The sequence below is a fragment of the Kaistella soli genome (assembly GCF_019038595.1).
Lineage (GTDB): Bacteria > Bacteroidota > Bacteroidia > Flavobacteriales > Weeksellaceae > Kaistella > Kaistella soli.
Genome location: NZ_JAHOPF010000003.1, coordinates 300309 through 318787, shown reverse-complemented (window position 1 = coordinate 318787; position 18479 = coordinate 300309). Strand labels below are relative to the sequence as shown.

Here is an 18479-nt window from a genome sequence, read left to right as displayed (position 1 = left end):
TTTCCGGGGAGAAACGTGCACTGCGTAAGCGATAGAAGCGGCATCCTTTTTCGGTTTGCGGCGGCTTCGCCGCCGCAAACCGAAAAAGATATAGCGGATAGCGCGACCCAAGCGAAGGGAAAGCAAGGGCGAGGGATACGCCCTCATCATTCCAAAAAAAATCACTCAAAAAAAATTGAGTGATTTTAAACAAATTATGGTTTCGGTTTACCAGATTTTGATGCGGTCTTCCGGTTTTTTGTAAAGTTTGTCTCCTTCCTTCACTTCAAACGCTTTATAGAAAGCATCCGTGTTTACCAAAGGCCCGAATGCACGGTAAAGCCCCGGCGCGTGTTCGTTGGTTTTGATCTGATTGATCAAAGCCGCTTCTTTCTGCAAGGTTCTCCAAACGGTTGCCCAGCTCATGAAGAAACGCTGATCTTGAGTATAACCACTTATTAATCCCGGATTTCCGTGATCTTTCAGGTACATCTGAAGCGCGTCATAAGAAATATTTACGCCGCCAAGATCTGCAATATTTTCACCGTTAGTGAAAGTTCCGTTTACGTGGGTTCCTTTTACCGGTTCGTAGCTGTCATATTGTGCTGCAAGAGATTTTGTAGCTTTTTCGAAATTGGTTTTGTCTTCCGCGGTCCACCAGTCAACAAGGTTTCCGTCTGCATCGAACTGCGCTCCGGAATCATCAAAACCGTGAGTCATTTCGTGGCCGATAACCGCTCCGATTCCTCCAAAATTAACGGCTGCATCTGCATTCGGATTAAAGAATGGCGGCTGCAAAATGGCGGCAGGGAAAACGATTTCGTTGTTCAAAGGATTGTAGTAAGCATTTACCGTTTGCGGAGACATTCCCCATTCGGTTCTGTCAACAGGTTTTCCGATTTTATCAAGATCTTTTTGGTATTGCCATTCGGTAACGTTCTGGAGATTTTTGTATAAAGTTCCGCCGTTAGCTTCCGAGTTGATGGTTAATTTTGAATAATCTTTCCACTTGTCCGGATAGGCAACTTTTACAGTGAATTTGTTGAGTTTCGCCAATGCTTTTTCCTTGGTTACCGGTGACATCCAAGCCAAACCGTTGATGTGGGAAGTGAAACTTTTTTTCAGATAGTCGATCAGTTCAACCATTTGGGATTTCGCTTCTGCAGGGAAATATTTTTCTACATACAATTTACCGAAAGCTTCACCCAAAACACCGTTGATTACCTCAAAACCTCTTTTGTTCTGCGCACGCTGAACGTCCTGACCTCTTAAATATTTTCCGTAAAAACTGAATTTTTTATCATCCAGATCTTTAGAGAGGTAACTGGCGCTTCCCGAAAGCAAATGAAACTTCATATAATCCTTAATTAAAGGAATATTTTTAGCGTTGATGAATTTATCAAGGCTTTTATAATACTTCAGTTCGCCTACAATTACTTTATCAGTATTTACGCCTACCGCATTCAGATATTTCGGAAGGTTTACATTTTTCACCATGCCTGAAAGCTGGCTCATTGTTTCAGGATTATACTGCAGAGTCGCATCACGGATCTGCTCGTTGGTCAGATAAGTTTGAGCAATACTTTTTTCAAATTTTACAATATTCTGGGCTGCCGCAGCAGAATTTTTATAACCTAAAACTTCCAGCATTGAAGCGACATATTTGGTGTATTCCGCCAGTGCTTCAGTGTTTTTCGCATTTTCTTTCTGGTAATAGTCGCGGCCCATTCCTAAATTTGCGTCACCCAAGTAAACCGCGTTCATTTTTGAATCTTTCAAATCTGAATCAACACCCCATGCATAGAAAGGATTTTCGCCGTTTGTAGTTGCTGCTATCAGATAATTCTGTAAATCGGAAAGAGATTTTATTGCATCGATTTTTGCCAGATCAGCTTTAATAGGTGCAATTCCGTCTGCATTCCGCTTGTCCATATTCATATACGTGGCGTACAGATCCTGAATTTTTTTGCCCTCACTTCCTTCAGCAAATTTCTCTGTCAGTAGAGAATTCAGAATCGTCATTGAATGATTATCCGTATCCTCCGCCAGTTTGTTGAAACTTCCCCAAGTGGATTTATCCGACGGAATTACCGCGGTTTTCATCCAGCTTCCGTTCACGAAATTATAAATATCATCCTGCGGACGGACAGCTTTGTCCATCGTTGTCAGGTCCAGGCCGTTTTCGGGGGTTTCTTTTACAGTTTCCATAGGCGGAACAGGTGTTTCTGGTGGTGTAGGTGCAGCAGTTTTTGTCGCACAGGAATTCAGTGCAATCATTCCGGCGAATGCAAGAACGGTTATGTTTAATTTTTTCATTGATGAAAGATTATTTATTATTTAGTCTTCAATAATTTTTAAATGTTACAGTTACAGCAAATTAAAAAACCATTCTTTAAAGAATGGTTTGCTGAGTTTATTTAAAATTTATTTTTCCGCCGATTACGTTTTTAACTTTCCGGTCGTTGGGATCTCCGTAGATATCAATAATTCCGCCTGCTCTGGTGGTGGCATTTACCGATTCGGAAACATTCAGTTCTGCAAATCCGCCGGCATTTGCTGTTACTGTTGAATTCTGCGATTCAATATTTCTTCCCAAATATTTTCCGCCGGAGTTTACAATGATATCCTGATTATCGGCTGTCCCTGAAACTTTTATTTCTCCACCTGAATTGGTTTTGATATTTAATTTACGGGCATCAACATTCAAAACTATTTTTGAACCTTCATTGGAAGTAAGCGACAACATATTCGATTCTACATCATCAGAAGACGAAACAGATGAACCCTGACTTGCCTGAATATCGTTCAGTTTTTCATAATAAACCTTTACCGCAACCTGATTTCCCTGCAGAATCTTTGCCGGCGACATCTTTATTTTCAGTTCTCCGTTTTTATTGACGGTTTCTACATCGGGATTATTACCTTCCGTTTCCACTTTGTTTTCATTGGACTGAATCAGCGTCACACTTATTTTATTGTACACTTTCAAAGATGAAAATTCACCAACATTTCTTGTGGACTGTGCAAATGAGATCTGAAACGCCAGAACCAAAAAACTACCTAATACTTTCTTCATAATATTCTATTTTACTTTTCTATTAACGGTCACCTGAGTATTTTATTTTCATTAAAATTTATTCCGGTGCTATTTCTGGCGGATCAGTATTTCCACCAAATCCTGCAGTACGCGCTGTGAAACAAAGTTCGCAAAATCATTCCTTTCCATATGCGGAAGAAAAAGACGGTTTGTCTTTTCGAAATCTTTCACCCGGACTGAATAAAAAACCGTTCCTATTTCATTATTAAATTCATCCGAAGTCGGTCCTGAAACTCCCGTCGTAGAAAGGGAAATATCGGTTTTGAATAATTTCTGGCATCCAAGACTCATCTCCTGAGCCACTTCTTCTGAAACGACCGTTTTCTCTGAAATTGTTTTTTCTGAAACACCAAGAATTTCTATTTTTTTGCGATAATCGTAAGGAATTATTCCGCCTGAAAAATATTCGGAACTTCCCGAAACCGACGTGATCAAACGCGATATTTCTCCGCCGGTACAGCTTTCAGCAACGGAAATGGTAAGATTCTTTTCCATTAAAATTTCTTTAAGGATTTCCTGAATTTCGTTTCCGTCCCAGGAAATCACCTTTTCACCAATTAAAGGTTTCAGCTTCTCGATTTCCACATTTAATTGGTTTTCAACTTTCTGAAAATCATTGCCAACTCCCGTCAATCTAAGTTTCACCCGGTTTCCGATAGGCAGGTAAGACAGTGAAATATTTTCAGGAAGTGAAAGTTCCCAGTCTTCGATCGTTAGTGCCAGCAAACTTTCAGGAAAATCGACGACCGAAATTATTTTTGATGAAATATAGTTTAAAACAAATTTTTCCTTCAGAAAAGGAATGATTTTATCCTTGATCAAAGGTTTTACTTCGTACGGAACACCGGGAAGGCAGATCGCGATTTTTCCGTTTTCTTCAATCATCTGGCATGGTGCGGTTCCGTTTTCATTCTGAAAAACATGGGCTTTGGATAAAACTACAGCCTGGTTTTTATTGATTTCCAGCAAATGCTCGCGGTTTCTTTTAATCATGAGTTTTTTCAGATGTTCAAAAGTTTTACCATCCAGCTTCAGCTCGTCATTAAAAAACTCTGCAAATGCAGTTTTGGTTTTATCGTCTTTGGTGGGACCGAGGCCTCCTGTAGCAATCACAATATTTCCAATTTCGAAAGCGGATTCCAGTGCTTTTTTGATGGTTTCAATTTCATCGGAAACTGTAAAGATCTGTGCTACCGAAATTCCTATATTTTTGAGTTGCGCTGCAATAAAATTTGAATTCGTATCAATAGTATTCCCGGATAAAATTTCGTCGCCGATGGTAATGAGAACTGCTTTCATGTAGATATTTGAACTGTAAATTTACTAAATTTTAAAACGAGTTGACGTTATATTTTTTTAATTTTTGTTCTTCCAAGTCATTTTAAAGGCACAAAAAAAAGCGGACCATGTCCGCTGATATATTATTCTTAACCGAGAATTTTAATCCTGTTTTGTCCAGATCAAATTTTCTGTTTTGTAACCTAAATTTTTCGCTTTTTCTAAAAACCGCTGTTTTATATCTTCAGGAATTGTTTTTTCACGGGAGAGAATCCACAAATAATCTAAATTATTACCTACAACCAAAGCGTAACGGTAGTTTTCATCAAGATCAATCACATTATAGCCGGCCCAAATAGGCTTAAAAAACGAAACTTTCAGACGCGCTGTTTTTTCGTCTTCTACGAACCGGGCTTCACCAATGCTCCCTTTCCATTCTTTTTTAACATAATTATAACCTTTGTTATCCACTTTAATATGTCCGTTGTCTTTCATGGAATATTCTGCGGTAACATTATTCATATCTTTTTCAAAACGGAAATCGAAACGTGCAATTTCATACCATTTACCCAAATATTTTTTAGAGTCAAAATTTTTAACGGCTGTCGCTCCGTCAGGAATTCCTACAGAACAGGAGTTAAAAATTAATAATCCTAAAATTCCCAGAGAAACAGGAATTGCAATTTTTGCCATATTTTTCATTGATAAGTTTTCCGACTAACAATCAAATATAATGCCTTTGGTAAAAGCTATTTTTTTAAAATTTCCTTTCAGCGTTTTTGTATCCAGACCTGTGAATTTGCTGAAGGCAGGAAGAATCAACTGGTTTTCAGACAAGGCGAAACACGGAAGTTTAAACGCCTGCCGAGCTTTTCCCTGAAAAACAACTCCTGGATGAATGTGTCCGGAAACGGTAAACAGTTCCTCACTGTTTTCAGGTTCGTGTACAAAGGTAAAGGGCGGAATCTGTAAAGATTTCTCTACCACATCGATGCAGTATTCTTCGTAAAATTTTGGTGCAATTCTGTCGTGATTCCCTTTAATTAAAGTGATTTTTAAATCCGGAAAGCGGTTCCTCCAGTCACAGAAAATTTCAAGATCACTGTTGTGTCCGGCATGAAAAAGATCGCCGACAATCAGAACGTGATTTACCTCAAAAAAAGAAATCAGGTTTTCTAAAATTTCTAAATCATCATGCAAAACCTGAGAAGAAATTGCGATTCCACTCTTACGGAAATGCGCAGACTTTCCAACATGCAAATCACTGATTATCAATGTTTTTTCGCGTTCCCAATAAACTGCTTTCTGGTTGGTGAAAATAAGTTTTTCGTGCTGTATTGTTTTCTCTAAGATCTTAATCATTATTATTTTGAACGCTTCATTTTCAGCTGTCAATGATTTTTTTCATCGATTCCTTCTGAAGTCTCATGATACGTGAATCCAAATCTTCACTGGTAAGACTTTGTCTCAAACTGTCGACTTTTATCGGGAAACTGAGCGGCGTAAATGCGTTTGCAAATTTGAGGATAATTTTGGAATTTTCTATTCTTTTGAAAGCATTCATCAGACGGTGTTCGTCGATCTGCTGATTGAAAACCTCAGCATAAGCCTGTTTCAACAGTAAATTTTCCGGGCTGTAATCTTCCAGAACATTAAATATCAAACCCGAACTCGCCTGAAGACTTTTATTATTTTTCTGGATTCCGGGATAATTCTGAACAACCATTCCGGAAATCACCGCAATATCACGGAATTTCCTTCTTGCCATTTCGGTTGCATTTACACTGCTTAATACGTCCTGAATTAAATTTTCTTTGGAAAGAATATTTTTTAAAACACTCTCATTAATAGGAATTTCCTGTGAACTCAGCAGCTCGAAACCGTAATCGTTCATCGCCATAGAAAAAGAAATCGGAGTAATTTTAGAAATCCTGAAAGCAATTAAAGCCGCCATCACTTCATGTATAAGCCTGCCTTCAAAAGGATACATGAAAAGATGGTGACCGTCGCGGGTTTCGATCATTTCGACTAAAAATTCGTCGTCCTTCGGAATGTGAGAATTCTGTTCCTGACTTACCAACAAAGGATGCAGGAATTTTAATTCTTTTTCTGATGATTTTGCCTGTAAAGAATCGGATAATTTAAGTCTTAACAAATGACTCAAGTGAGAAGTCAGTGGTAATCTTCCGCCCAAATAACTCGGAATAATGGCCTTTCCTTTTGAATTTCTTACGTAAACCGTCATCTCTTTAATATGAGAAATTTCGAGAACGCGGCCGGCCAAAATAAATTTATCTTCAGGCTTAAGTCTGGTGATGAAATATTCTTCAATCATGCCGATATAACCTCCGCTGACAAATTTTACTTTCAGCATGGCATCGCTTACAATTACACCGATATTCATTCGGTGAAGCATGGCAATCCGGCGCTGTTTTACCTTGTAAATTCCGTCTTCAATAATGACTTTGTGATACTCTTCATAATTTTTGAGCGCACCTCCGCCAACCGTAATAAACTGCAGCAGACTTTGCCATTCTTCAGGAGTGATTTCTGAAAACGAAAAGGTAGATCTGATGCGTTCAAAAAGCGGCTTTTCTTCAAAACCGTCGCCAACTGCCAACGTCATCAGAAACTGTATCAGCACGTCGAAAACCATAACCACAGGCGTTCGGGGCTCAATTATTTTTTGTTTGACAGCTTCTTTAAGCGCCGAAACCTCAATCAGTTCCAAAGAATGGGTAGGAACAAAATAAATTTTAGATGTCTCGAAAGGGGAATGTCCGCTTCGTCCGGCCCGCTGTAAAAATCTGGCAACGCCTTTACTTGATCCAACCTGAATAACCGTATCCACAGGCTTAAAATCCACTCCCAAATCCAGAGATGATGTTGAGATCACGGCTTTTAAATATCCTGAACTTAAATTTTCTTCGATCCAGATTCTTAATTCGCGGTCAATGGAACTGTGATGAATAGCGATTTGTCCGGCAAAATCAGGATACTCTTTGAGCAATAACTGATACCACATTTCCGCCTGACTTCTTGTATTGGTAAAAACCAAAGTCGTGTTGCTCTGCAAAATGACCGGAACCACTTTGTCGACGAGTTTTGCTCCCAAATGCCCTGCCCACGGAAGGATTTCAACCTCATCAGGAAAAATGGGAATAATGTCGATTTTCTTTTTTTCTTTTGCTACAACCTTTGTTTTTTTAATCGGATAAGGAATTAAAACTTCCATCGCCTCATCAAGATTTCCAATAGTTGCAGTAATTCCCCAAATTTTCAGTTTTTTCTGATAACTGATGATCTGTGATAACGCCAATTCAACCAAAACCCCGCGTTTGGAACCCAAAAGTTCGTGCCATTCGTCCACAGCAATGCATTTCAGATTTTTAAAAAACCTGTGGTTGTTTTTCTGAGCTAAAAGAAGCTGAAGACTTTCAGGAGTGATGATGAGAATTTCGGGCATTTTCTTGGTCTGGGAAACCCTTTCAGCTTGAGGTGTGTCGCCGTTACGTACCGCCACTTTCCAGTCGAGTCCGATTTCGTCGATGGCCTCGGTCATTGCTTTTGCGATGTCTTTCGCAAGAGCGCGGAGCGGCGTGATCCAAAGCAGCTGCAAACCGTCTTTATAATTATCGGGATTGTTGAGAAAATCTGTGATAACGGCTAAAAAGACAGAATATGTTTTTCCAAAACCTGTAGGCGCGATGACCATTCCGCTGTAATTTTTCCCGAATTTCTCCCAGGTTTCGAGCTGAAAACTGAAAGGCTCGAAACCTTTTTCCCCGAGCCAACTTTTTACAATGCTGTAACCTTCAGATTCCAGAAAATTTTTCGCCATTATCTGATGAGTTTTTTTACTTCCTCAATATCATCAATTTCGTCAGCTTTTTTATCGCGGCGCCATCTTAAAATCCGCGGAAATCGTAGTGCTACTCCACTTTTATGACGGTTACTTAATCCAATTCCTTCAAAAGCGATTTCAAAAACAAGTTCAGGTTTTACCGTCCGCACAGGTCCGAATTTCTCCAGAGAATTTTTGGTTACAAACCCGCTGACTTCCATAATTTCTTTGTCGGTCAATCCGGAATATGCTTTGGCTATAGTAACTAATTGATCTTCTTTTTTGACGGCAAAAGTATAATCGGTGTAATATCCACTCCTTCTTCCACTTCCTTTCTGGGCGTAGATTAATACGGCATCTATAGTTAACGCATCTACTTTCCATTTCCACCAGTCGCCTTTTTTACGTCCGGAATGGTAGTGAGAATTTTTCTGTTTCAGCATCAGACCTTCGCTATTGTTTTCGCGAGAATTTTCCCGGATATCCACTAACTCTTCCCATTTTTCGAAGGTTATAGTTTCAGAAATTTTAATGCTTGCAACCGGATGCTTTTCAATTAAATTTTCTAGAATTTTCCTTCTTTCAGAGAGCGGTTTTTCACGCAGATCTGCATTATTAAATTCAAGAATATCGTAAACAAAAACTTTCACCGGAATTTCTCTGAGCATTTTCGGGGTGATGGTTTTGCGGTTCAGCCTTTTCTGAAGCTCATTGAAATTTAAAACCTCATCATTAATGACGGCTAAAATTTCACCATCGATAACGAAATTGCCTTCCAGGACTTCAAGCGCGGAAACCAGTTCCGGAAATTGTGGTGTTACCAATTCCTCCCCACGCGACCAGATGAAAATTTCCTCATTCCTTTTAATAAGCTGTCCGCGGATTCCGTCCCATTTGTATTCCGCCTGCCAGTCTTCGGGATTGCCCAGATCTTCGGTTCCTTTTTCCAGTGGATAAGCAAGGCAGAAAGGATAAGGTTTCGAATTATCGGGATTGATATTTGTACCTGTGATTAAATCTTCAAAATTCATATCTCCAACACTCCATTTCCCCATAATACTGTGCATGAGCTGACTGGAATCGATTTCGGAATACTTGGACAAAGCAGTGATTAAAAGTTTTTTTGAAACCCCAATTCTGAAACTTCCTCCAATGAGTTTATTGAAAATGAAACGTTCGGTATAATCCAAACCGTTCCACGATTCTGTAACGTAGATTTTCTTTTCATCATCGGTTTTGTCTTTCAGCTGAAGGAGTTCGTCCATCCACTGCGACAAGGTTTTCTGAATGTCATTTTCCGGAGGCGGCAGAATAAGGGAGAGCGTTTCTCCAAGATCTCCCACGGAAGAGTAGCTTTCAAGAAAGAGCCATTCGGGAAGCTGAATAATCTCTAAAGCCCATTGTTTCAAATAATTGGTATTGACCGGTCTTTTCGGACGTTTACCTGTAAAAAGGGCAAGAAACCAAAGTTTGTCGCTGTCGGGAGCGGTGCGCAGATAATGAACCATCGCATCTACCTTTGCGTTGGTTTTATTGGTGCTTTCCAGAGCGGATATGAGTTCTGCAAAATGTTTCATTACCTGAAAAAATTAAGAATTTTCCTTTTCGTCCTTATTTTCAAATATTTCTTTTTCCTCTGTTTCTTCATCGCCGTAATTGGTTTTCACTTCATAGGCTTCGATGCCAAGTTCATTTAAATATTTTGAAAAAACCGCAGTCTGACCGTGAGTGACGTGCACTTTTTCGGCTCCGGTTGCTTTTACAGTATCTAAAAGTCCCTGCCAGTCGGCATGATCAGAAATAGCGAAACCTCCATCCGCAGAACGCCATCTTCTGGAACCGCGGACCTGCATCCAGCCTGAACACAATCCTGTTGCACGGCTCGGAATTTTACGGATCATATTGGAATCCAGCAAAGCCGGCGGAACAATTACAATTTCGCCGTTTACTTTCTTTAAGTCATCATTAAAATAAACTGTTTCGTACTCAGGAAGCTCTATTCCTACTGATTCTATTGCTTCATTAATTTTTGCGATGGAACTGTGGACGTAGATTTTTCCGCTTCCTTCAAGTGCTTTCATGATCCGCTGTGCTTTACCGAGTGAGTAACCGATAAAAACTGAAGTTTTTCCATGTTCATGATTAGTGGCATGCCAGCTTTGCATTTGTTCTGCATAATGTTCAGGTGAAAGCCAGTTGTAAATCGGTAATCCAAAAGTACTTTCCGTAATATACTCATTGCATTTCACCAGTTCGAAAGGAGTTGAAAGTCCATCATCCTGAACTTTATAATCACCTGAAAATACGGTAACATAACCTTTGTATTCTAACCGGATCTGACAAGAGCCAACGATATGACCAGCCGGAAAAAATGAAAGTTTAACTCCGTTGATGGTAATTTCTTCGTGATAACCAAGAGACTGAACTTCGATATCAGGACCGATTCTGTGCTGCAAAATCGGTTTAGTGAAGTGATGACATAAATATTTCTTCATTCCCCATTTGGCATGATCGCCGTGCCCGTGAGAAATCACCGCCAAATCCACAGGTCTCCAGGGATCGAGATAGAAATTTCCGGGAATGCAGTAAATGCCTTTGCTGGTGAATTTTACGAGTTTCAAAATAAAATTATTTGTGAATATTATCTTCCAAATTTAAAATATTCGGTGAGAGGATGTTTCTTACTTTTCATGAATGCCGACGCCATTTCCATTCCAGTTACAGAAAATGTAATGCCATTGCCACCAAAACCCAGTACGAAATACGAATTTTTGAATTTTTTGTGTTCACCGATATAAGGTAAGCCGTCTTTGGTTTCTCCAAAAGTACCAGCCCAGCTGAAATCTGTATAAAATTTATAATCCGGCAGCACCTTATTAAGATTTTTGAGAATTTCCTTTTCTTTTTTACAGATCAGTTCATCACGCTTCCCGGGATCCTGAAAGTCTTCGTCACCTCCGCCAATTAAAAGCCGGTTATCATCTGTGGTTCTCATATAAAGATAGGGCTTATCCGTATTCCAGAACAGGGTTTTATCTAAATTTTTAAGCTTTACAGGATCAATTTCGGATACGGTTGCAAAAGTGCTTTTGAGCTGAACAAAATCTTCTTTGATCAAATTTTTGCTTTCGTAACCAATACAGTAAATTATTTTTTTTGTCCTGATCCTAATATTTTCAGCGGTGAACACTTCGTTAAAATCTGAATGGTATTTCACCGATTTCATCTCAGTCTTATCATAGATTTTCAATCCTTTTGCCGCATTGTATTTCAGAAGTTCGTGGGCAAAGATAAATGCGTCGAGGCTTGCGCCCTGAACAGAAAGAATCCCGCCATAAGTTTTTTCGAAACCGTATTTTTTCTGAATTTCTTCCGGCTCCAGCCATTTCACTTTAAAACCTGCGGATTTCCGGGCAGCGAATTCTTTCTTTAACCACGAAACATCTTTCTTTTTTGAGGTAAAATACAGAGATTTTTTTCTTTGGAAACCTGCGGTCGACTTTATTTCGTCAGAAATCTTTTCCAGATCATCAATCGACTTTGAACAGGCTTTATAACTTTCAGCTGCGCCTTTTTCACCAATCATTTCTGCAAGTTCATACAGAGGAACATCGATCTCGTACTGAAGCATAGAAGTAGTTGCAGAAGTGCTTCCGTTGGCAATTTCACGTTTGTCAATCAGCATGGTTTTGTAACCGTCTTTGATCATTTGGTGAGCAATTAAACTGCCGGTAATTCCGCCGCCGATAATCAGGACATCAGAATTTTCATCACTCTTCAGCGAAGGATAGGAAGAAAGAATTCCGTTTTTGACGAGCCAGAAAGGTTCATTCGATTTTAGATCCATAAAAGTTTATTTGGCTCTCTTTAATCAAGAATTAAGCCTTTTTATTCTCTTAGTGTTGTCCGAAAATATTTACGGAGGATAAAGAAATTTAAGAAAATTTTAACTCGGGATATTTGAACCATCGGTCTTATGGTTTAATTATTGTTTTAGAAAGGGAAATTTCTCCGGAGTAAAACAGAACTTCATTCTAGCCCCGATGGCAGTGAAAATCCTGTAATTGCGAGGCAAAAACTGTTCAACTGAGATGATTTATACAATTCCTCGCAATAACAGATTGTAACGTACAGCGGGACGGGTCTTCGGAGACCATAAAAATTTTAATGCTCCTTACAACAAACATTAAAAACACATCTATGATTACTGTAATTACTGACGTTCCCGAAAATGTAGCTGCTTTTAAAGCAAGCGGAGAAGTATCGGAACATGATTTTAAAAACCTCGTTTTTCCCGTCGTGGAAGAGAAAGTGGACGCTTTTGACGAACTGAATTATCTGCTTTTACTGGATACCGACTTGGATCATTTTACTGCCGGCGCGTGGTTTCAGGACGCTTTGCTTGGACTTAAGAATATTACCAAATGGAACCGTGCAGCAATTATTACCGATAAAAAAGGGGTGCAGAATTTCACGGATATTTTCAGTGTTCTGATGCCAGGTGAATTTAAATCATTTCCAAAAGAAGATTTGGATAATGCCATCTTTTGGTGCGCAAACGGAAACGAAATAACAGATTAACATTAAAAATACAATATGTCAACAGAAAATTTAACTCAAAAAGAAGCGATCGAAAAACTGAAGCAACTGAGTGAAAAAGCCGGAACATGCATGTTCTGCACTGATCTCACTACACTGCCTATCACGGCGAGACCGATGAGTGTGCGCGAAACTGACGAAGAAGGAAACCTGTGGTTTCTGAGCAGTGCAGATTCTCATAAGAATTTCGAAATTTCAGAAGATAACCGTGTACAGCTGCTGTTCATGAACAACACTGATTATGAATACCTTTCTGTATTTGGAAAAGCATTTATTTATAAAGACAAAAGTTTAATCGAAGAAAAATGGACTCCGATTGCCAACGCCTGGTTTGAAGACGGTAAGGAAGACCCAAAAGTTTCTGTAATCCGTGTAACTCCTGATGAAACTTATTACTGGGATACAAAAGCCGGAAAAGTAGTTTCTTTTCTGACTTTTGCTGCCGCTGCAATTACCGGGAAAAAGACTGATAACAGCGATGGCGTTGAAGGAAATTTAGATATCTAACATTAAAAAAAATAGTATTATGAAACCAGATTTAGGAATAACCGACAAAAACTTAAAATCGGTGAATGATCTGCTGAACAAAGTTTTAGCGGACGGAAATGTGATTTATATTAAACTGAGAAAATTCCACTGGAATCTTGCCGGTGACAATTTTATGGAACTGCATAAACTTTTTGAAGAACAGTATGAAACTGTTGCAGAAGCCGTGGATGAAGTTGCAGAAAGGATCAGTACTTTAGGCGGAGTTGCGATTGGAACGACTTCGGAATTTTCGAAACTCTCGCAACTGAAAGAGAATCCGGGAAAAATCCCAACCAACCAGGAAATGATTCAGGAACTGGTGAACGATCATGAAACGATCGTGAAATCTTTAAGACAGTTTGTGGATGATACTGAGGAAAAATACGGTGATAAAGGAACATCAGATTTCCTTACCGCACTGATGCAGGCCCACGAAAAGATGGCGTGGAAACTGAGAAAATATTTTAGAGGTTCTTAATAAGTTCAGTACAAAAATTCCGGCGCAACTTCGTTGCGCCGTAATTTTTTTTTTAAAGCAACCAGAAAATTAAAGGTCTTATTTAAAAATTTCAGCAAAAAAGGCTTTCATGTCATTCCATGATTTTTCGTCAGCCTCTTTGTTGTAAGCGATCGGCATTTTAAATTTCTTGCCCATTTCCGTGGAAGCAGGATTGGTAAATGAATGCACGGAATTCGGGTAATTATTGAAAGTATAACTCACTTTCGCAGAATCCATCTGCTTTTTAAAAGCTGCAATTTCTTCCTCCGGAACAAAACTGTCCTCCGCACCGTTACATACAAGAATTTTCACTTTATTGTTTTTCGGTTTTATGCCGGTCATTAAATTTCCGTGAAAAGAAACCACACCTTTCAGGTCACTTTCCTGTCTGGCCATATTCAGCGCCTGTGCGCCTCCGAAACAGTAACCGATGACAGCGATCTTGCCATAATCGGCGTTAGGATATTTTAAAATCTGTGCTTTTGCACCATCAAAAACGGTCTTGGCATTAACGGGAATTTTATAAAATGGTTCCGCCAGTTTTCCGGCATCCGTTGGATTATCCACTGTTTTTCCTTCCCCATAAAAATCAACAGCCAGCGCAAAATAACCAAGATCTGCCAACTGTTTTGCGCGGCCTTTGGCATAATCAGTTAATCCCCACCATTCTGGAATTACCATCACCACAGGTTTTGGTTGATCTGAATCATCTTTGTACGCAACGAAAGATTTGTAATTTTTTCCGTTGATATTATAAGTGACCTCTTCTGTTTTCACACCTTTTGATACCGAGTCAGATGAATTTTCCGGAGATTTTTTATTCTCGGAGCAGGCAAAGTAAAATAACAGGATGAGAACGGGCGAAAGGATTTTAAGAATTTTCATAATTGTATATTTTATTTAAAATTAATGATTTTTCTTCAGCCTTAATTATTTCTTCAAAAAAAAATCGGACTGAAGCCCGATTTTAATATTAGTATCTATAATTTTCTTTAATGAATGTGCTTTTCCGCATGATAAGAACTTCTTACCAAAGGAGAACTTTCCACATGACGGAAGCCCAGATTTCTCGCAAAATCACCGAACTCATTAAATTCTTCCGGAGTAATGAATTTTTTTACGGGCAAATGTTTTTTGGTCGGCTGCAGATACTGACCGATCGTAATGACGTCCACATTTGCATTTCGGATGTCTTCAATCGTTTGGAACACTTCGTCTTTTTCTTCGCCCAAGCCAAGCATCAATCCGGTTTTGGTACGGTTTTGCCCTGCTTCTTTCATGTAACGCAAAACCTCCAGACTTCTTTCATATTTTGCCTGAATTCTAACTTCACGCGTAAGCCTTTTTACCGTTTCCATGTTATGGGAAATTACTTCAGGAGCCACTTCTATAAGTCTGTCAATATGTTTTGTAATTCCCTGAAAATCCGGAATTAAAGTCTCCATCGTTGTTCCGGGAGAAATTCTGCGTACTGCATTTACGGTTTCTGCCCAAAGGATGGAACCCATATCTTTCAAATCATCACGGTCTACAGAAGTAAGAACCGCGTGTTTAATTTTCATCAATTTAATTGAACGCGCTACTTTTTCAGGTTCATCCCAGTTTACGTCTAAAGGTTTTCCGGTTTTTACGCCGCAAAAACCACAACTCCGGGTACAGATATTTCCCAAAATCATGAAAGTTGCCGTTCCTTCGCCCCAACATTCACCCATATTCGGACAGCTTCCGCTTTGGCAAATGGTATTGAGTTTATATTTGTCAACCAAAGTACGGAGCTCACGGTAATTTTTCCCTGTGGGAAGTTTTACGCGGATCCATTTAGGTTTCTGAGTGGTGGTATCGATAATGGTGTCGTTCATTTTTAAAAATAAAATGCAAATTTACGAATTAAGAAATTGCTTTTGTCAATCCTCAAACTCTTTGTTTTTCAATAATTCTGAAAGCACTTTTTTGGCGCGCATGATTCGCACTTTGGTATTAGCGACGGTTAAACCAAGTTCTTCAGCGATTTCTTTGATGCTTTTTTCTTCAAAAAAACGCAGCCGGATAATATCCTGATAATTGGAGTCTAAACTTTCGATGATGGAAAGAATCTGTTTTTGCTCCTCTTCAGAAATTAAAAGTTCTTCAGGCGAGCGTGCAAACTGATTTTTAAAACCTTCAAAATTATCCGTAGAATCTTCATTTTCGCGGTTTTTTTTGCGCCAGTAATCAATGACTGAATTTTGGGCAATGGTAAGCATCCAGGTTTTGAACTGAAAATTCGGATCGTACAGATCGAGCTTTGCCAAGACTTTGGAAAAAACGGAAACTGTAATTTCGTCAGCGACATTTTCGTCCTGCACTTTCTTCATCACAAAGCTGAAAACATCAACCCAAAAAAGGTTAATGAGCTTGGTTTGTGATTTCTGATTTTTGCTTTTCGCAAGAGAAATGAGCGATAAAAGTTCTGTCTGATTCATTAAAGAAACAAAGGTAAGGAAATTTATTCTCCAAAAATTAATCCGGAATATGACCTTCTTCATCAGGGTAAATGTTTCAGAATTAATTTAAAAATCCTTACATTGCATCACTCAAATCAAATATAATGAAAGCGCAAAAAAAATATAAAAAACAGGTCCTGAAACTCCTAAAAGAACTGGCCATCACAGAATATGCTTCTCTGGAAGCCATGACGAATATGATGCTGATGAAAGAGATGAAAGAGAACAATATTTCTTTCAAAGAAGGTGACACCTTTTCTTTTAAAGACAATATTTTTGATTACAGTGATGACAAAAACATCAGACGTATCGCCAAACTGCGCAAAAAAATGCTGAAAACCATCAATAAACTGGTAGAAAAAAACAAATTCACCGATAAGGAAATTGAGTTTTTAGCGTAAACAGGTTTTCTAAAACTCCTGTTATCATACCGTTGGGAACGCGATATGATAACAGGAGTTTTTCCTTTCGAATCTGCCGCCAAGCTGCTGCACCATTTCCCCGATGATAAAATGGCCGAGCGTGTTGTCGCTGTCTTGGGTTCCGAAAAACATTCCGTTGTCCGCGTAATTCATTTCTGCCATTTCTTCATTTAGCTGGATGTTCAGAGTTATTTTAAGAACCTGGTTTTCTTCGGGAACTGCATGCTTCAGTGTATTGGTAATCAACTCATTCAAAAGTAAACCGAAAAACAAGCCTTTGTCGACCTGAAGCAATAATTTTTCCGAATAATTTTCGAGAATAAGTTCTTTTTGGTAACCGGCTTTATGAGATTCAAAAATCTTGTCGGAATATTCTTTGATTTCAACCACCGAATTATCGAAATTATCGAGATTATATGAAAATAAATTGTGCGCGAGCGCGATGGTTTTGATGCGGTTTTGTAACTGCTGAAATTTATATCGGTAAAGGACATTTTTGGTCTCCTCTCTTTGAAATCCCACTAAACTGAGAATTACCGCAAGATTATTTTTCACCCTGTGATTCAGCTCTTTAACTAAAAACTGTTTCTCCGCGACGTTTTTCTGCAGCTCTACGTTCTTTCTCGAAATACTTTGTTTCTGCAGCTCGATTCTTCTTTTGTTTCTGGAAATCATTCTTAAAAAAAACAGCAGCAGCAAAACGAAAATCGTCAGAAGAATGATAAAAACCGTGAGCATGGTAACCCAGCCTTTGGTTGCTTTTACATTATTTGCCAGCTCGATTTCCCGGCGTTTATTTTTCTGGAAGTTGTAAAGCAAATCCAGTTCCTGTACTTTCAGTTCTTTCTGCTCTTCATTGGTTTTGGAGGCCCACTCTGTGGCAATTTTATAATTCTCCAATGCTGCAGCGTAGCTTTTGCGGTGTTCCAGAATTTGGCTTTTAGTCTGGTAAATATTCGCAATAATGTAAAAAATTTCAACTTTAGGAACTACCGCAACTCCAGAATCAATATACTTTTCGGCTAACTTATAATTACGCCGGTCGACATAAAAATTGCTGATGTTATTATACATAGCTCCAACGCCATTATAGTTCTTATAATTTTTGTAAAGGCGGATGGCTTTCTGAAAATGCTGCATTACTTTTTCCGGATCATTGAAATATCCGAAGCCCAAAATCATATTGAGACCTGCTCCGTTTTTTTTATCATTAACCAGATCTGCATATTTCTCCGCTTCCATCGCAATTTTAAAAGCGGTTTTGTCATCATCAAAAATACGGTAATAAGAAGTTTTTCTGATGAGGAAATAAGTGTAATTCTGAGGTTTAAGTTCCGGATTGGTGTTAAAAATCTTCTGAGCTTCATCAAGTTCTGCTTTCGTGTTATCTTTGTCCATCCCGATTTCAAAAACCAACGCACGCTGAAGATGGGTTCTGAGTTTGAGGGATGCGGGTAAATCAGGTTTTGCGAGAATGTTTTGGGAAATGGCGAATGCTTCGTCTTCAAGGCCCAATTCATTAAGCGCTTCTACTTTGATGACGTCAAGTTCAGCCTTCTGATCAGCCGTTAATTCCTGGCTCTGCCGGTTAATAAGATCTATGGCTTCTCTGTTTTTAGAGCTTAATACTTTTTCCTCAATTCGGTGTTTGAGTTCATTGAAGGCATCTTGGCCCAAAACCACAGACGAGAAAAAAAACAAATTAAAAGCAAAGTAGATTTTCACCATTAAACAAAAATAACCAATATAA

17 protein-coding genes are annotated in these 18479 nt (G+C 38.9%); 4 read left to right on the top strand and 13 right to left on the bottom strand.

The window, feature by feature from the left end:
- Positions 1-207 precede the first annotated feature (207 nt).
- The 9 genes from KSK37_RS07160 to KSK37_RS07120 form a co-directional block, all read right to left on the bottom strand.
- Positions 208-2295 (bottom strand): M13 family metallopeptidase, encoded by a 2088-nt coding sequence (locus KSK37_RS07160; protein ID WP_217200438.1) that lies wholly within the window; start codon positions 2293-2295, stop codon positions 208-210.
- Between the two features lie 97 nt (positions 2296-2392).
- Positions 2393-3055: a head GIN domain-containing protein gene (locus KSK37_RS07155; protein WP_217200435.1), complete on the bottom strand. Its 663-nt coding sequence runs from the start codon at positions 3053-3055 to the stop codon at positions 2393-2395.
- 69 nt (positions 3056-3124) lie between these two features.
- Positions 3125-4375, bottom strand: a complete 1251-nt coding sequence (locus tag KSK37_RS07150) for a CinA family nicotinamide mononucleotide deamidase-related protein (protein WP_217200433.1) — start codon at positions 4373-4375, stop codon at positions 3125-3127.
- A gap of 141 nt (positions 4376-4516) precedes the next feature.
- On the bottom strand, positions 4517-5056 hold the full coding sequence (locus tag KSK37_RS07145; protein WP_217200431.1) for a lipocalin family protein: 540 nt from the start codon (positions 5054-5056) through the stop codon (positions 4517-4519).
- Between the two features lie 15 nt (positions 5057-5071).
- Positions 5072-5716: a ligase-associated DNA damage response endonuclease PdeM gene (gene pdeM, locus KSK37_RS07140; RefSeq protein ID WP_217200429.1), complete on the bottom strand. Its 645-nt coding sequence runs from the start codon at positions 5714-5716 to the stop codon at positions 5072-5074.
- A gap of 22 nt (positions 5717-5738) precedes the next feature.
- Positions 5739-8195, bottom strand: a complete 2457-nt coding sequence (locus KSK37_RS07135) for a ligase-associated DNA damage response DEXH box helicase (RefSeq protein WP_217200426.1) — start codon at positions 8193-8195, stop codon at positions 5739-5741.
- Positions 8195-9775, bottom strand: coding sequence for an ATP-dependent DNA ligase (locus KSK37_RS07130; RefSeq protein WP_217200424.1), 1581 nt, complete (start codon positions 9773-9775; stop codon positions 8195-8197). The genes KSK37_RS07135 and KSK37_RS07130 overlap by 1 nt, the downstream gene beginning before the upstream one ends.
- Before the next feature lie 12 nt (positions 9776-9787).
- Positions 9788-10819 carry a ligase-associated DNA damage response exonuclease gene (locus KSK37_RS07125; protein ID WP_217200422.1) on the bottom strand — a complete coding sequence of 344 codons (1032 nt, stop codon included), beginning with the start codon at positions 10817-10819 and terminating at the stop codon, positions 9788-9790.
- Positions 10820-10839: 20 nt separating this feature from the next.
- Positions 10840-12045, bottom strand: a complete 1206-nt coding sequence (locus KSK37_RS07120; protein ID WP_217200421.1) for an NAD(P)/FAD-dependent oxidoreductase — start codon at positions 12043-12045, stop codon at positions 10840-10842.
- Between the two features lie 353 nt (positions 12046-12398).
- Here KSK37_RS07120 and KSK37_RS07115 point away from each other — a divergent pair, with 353 nt between their 5' ends.
- Genes KSK37_RS07115 through KSK37_RS07105 form a run of 3 tightly spaced genes read left to right on the top strand, consistent with a single transcriptional unit; the run spans position 12399 to position 13803 of the window.
- The gene (locus KSK37_RS07115) at positions 12399-12779 is read left to right on the top strand and encodes a SpoIIAA family protein (RefSeq protein WP_217200418.1); all 381 of its coding nucleotides are present in this window, start codon (positions 12399-12401) and stop codon (positions 12777-12779) included.
- A 15-nt stretch (positions 12780-12794) separates the two neighbouring features.
- Positions 12795-13304 (top strand): pyridoxamine 5'-phosphate oxidase family protein, encoded by a 510-nt coding sequence (locus tag KSK37_RS07110; protein ID WP_088359718.1) that lies wholly within the window; start codon positions 12795-12797, stop codon positions 13302-13304.
- 19 nt (positions 13305-13323) lie between these two features.
- Complete coding sequence (locus KSK37_RS07105) at positions 13324-13803, top strand: Dps family protein (protein WP_088359717.1); 480 nt, start codon at positions 13324-13326, stop codon at positions 13801-13803.
- A 78-nt stretch (positions 13804-13881) separates the two neighbouring features.
- Here KSK37_RS07105 and KSK37_RS07100 read toward each other — a convergent pair whose 3' ends face one another.
- The 3 genes from KSK37_RS07100 to KSK37_RS07090 all read right to left on the bottom strand — a co-directional run bounded on the left by KSK37_RS07100 (position 13882) and on the right by KSK37_RS07090 (position 16286).
- Positions 13882-14709 (bottom strand): dienelactone hydrolase family protein, encoded by an 828-nt coding sequence (locus KSK37_RS07100; protein ID WP_217200417.1) that lies wholly within the window; start codon positions 14707-14709, stop codon positions 13882-13884.
- A 107-nt stretch (positions 14710-14816) separates the two neighbouring features.
- A complete protein-coding gene (lipA, locus tag KSK37_RS07095; RefSeq protein ID WP_217200415.1) occupies positions 14817-15683 on the bottom strand; it encodes a lipoyl synthase in 867 nt (288 codons plus the stop codon).
- A 45-nt stretch (positions 15684-15728) separates the two neighbouring features.
- Positions 15729-16286: an RNA polymerase sigma factor gene (locus KSK37_RS07090; protein ID WP_088359714.1), complete on the bottom strand. Its 558-nt coding sequence runs from the start codon at positions 16284-16286 to the stop codon at positions 15729-15731.
- Between the two features lie 125 nt (positions 16287-16411).
- On the opposite strand from KSK37_RS07090, the gene KSK37_RS07085 reads away from it, so the two are divergent.
- Entirely contained in the window at positions 16412-16708 is a 297-nt protein-coding gene (locus KSK37_RS07085; RefSeq protein WP_088359713.1) for a hypothetical protein, read from the top strand.
- A 24-nt stretch (positions 16709-16732) separates the two neighbouring features.
- Here the strand turns inward: KSK37_RS07085 and KSK37_RS07080 are convergent, their stop codons facing one another.
- Positions 16733-18457: a sensor histidine kinase gene (locus KSK37_RS07080; RefSeq protein WP_217200413.1), complete on the bottom strand. Its 1725-nt coding sequence runs from the start codon at positions 18455-18457 to the stop codon at positions 16733-16735.
- Positions 18458-18479: the final 22 nt, after the last annotated feature.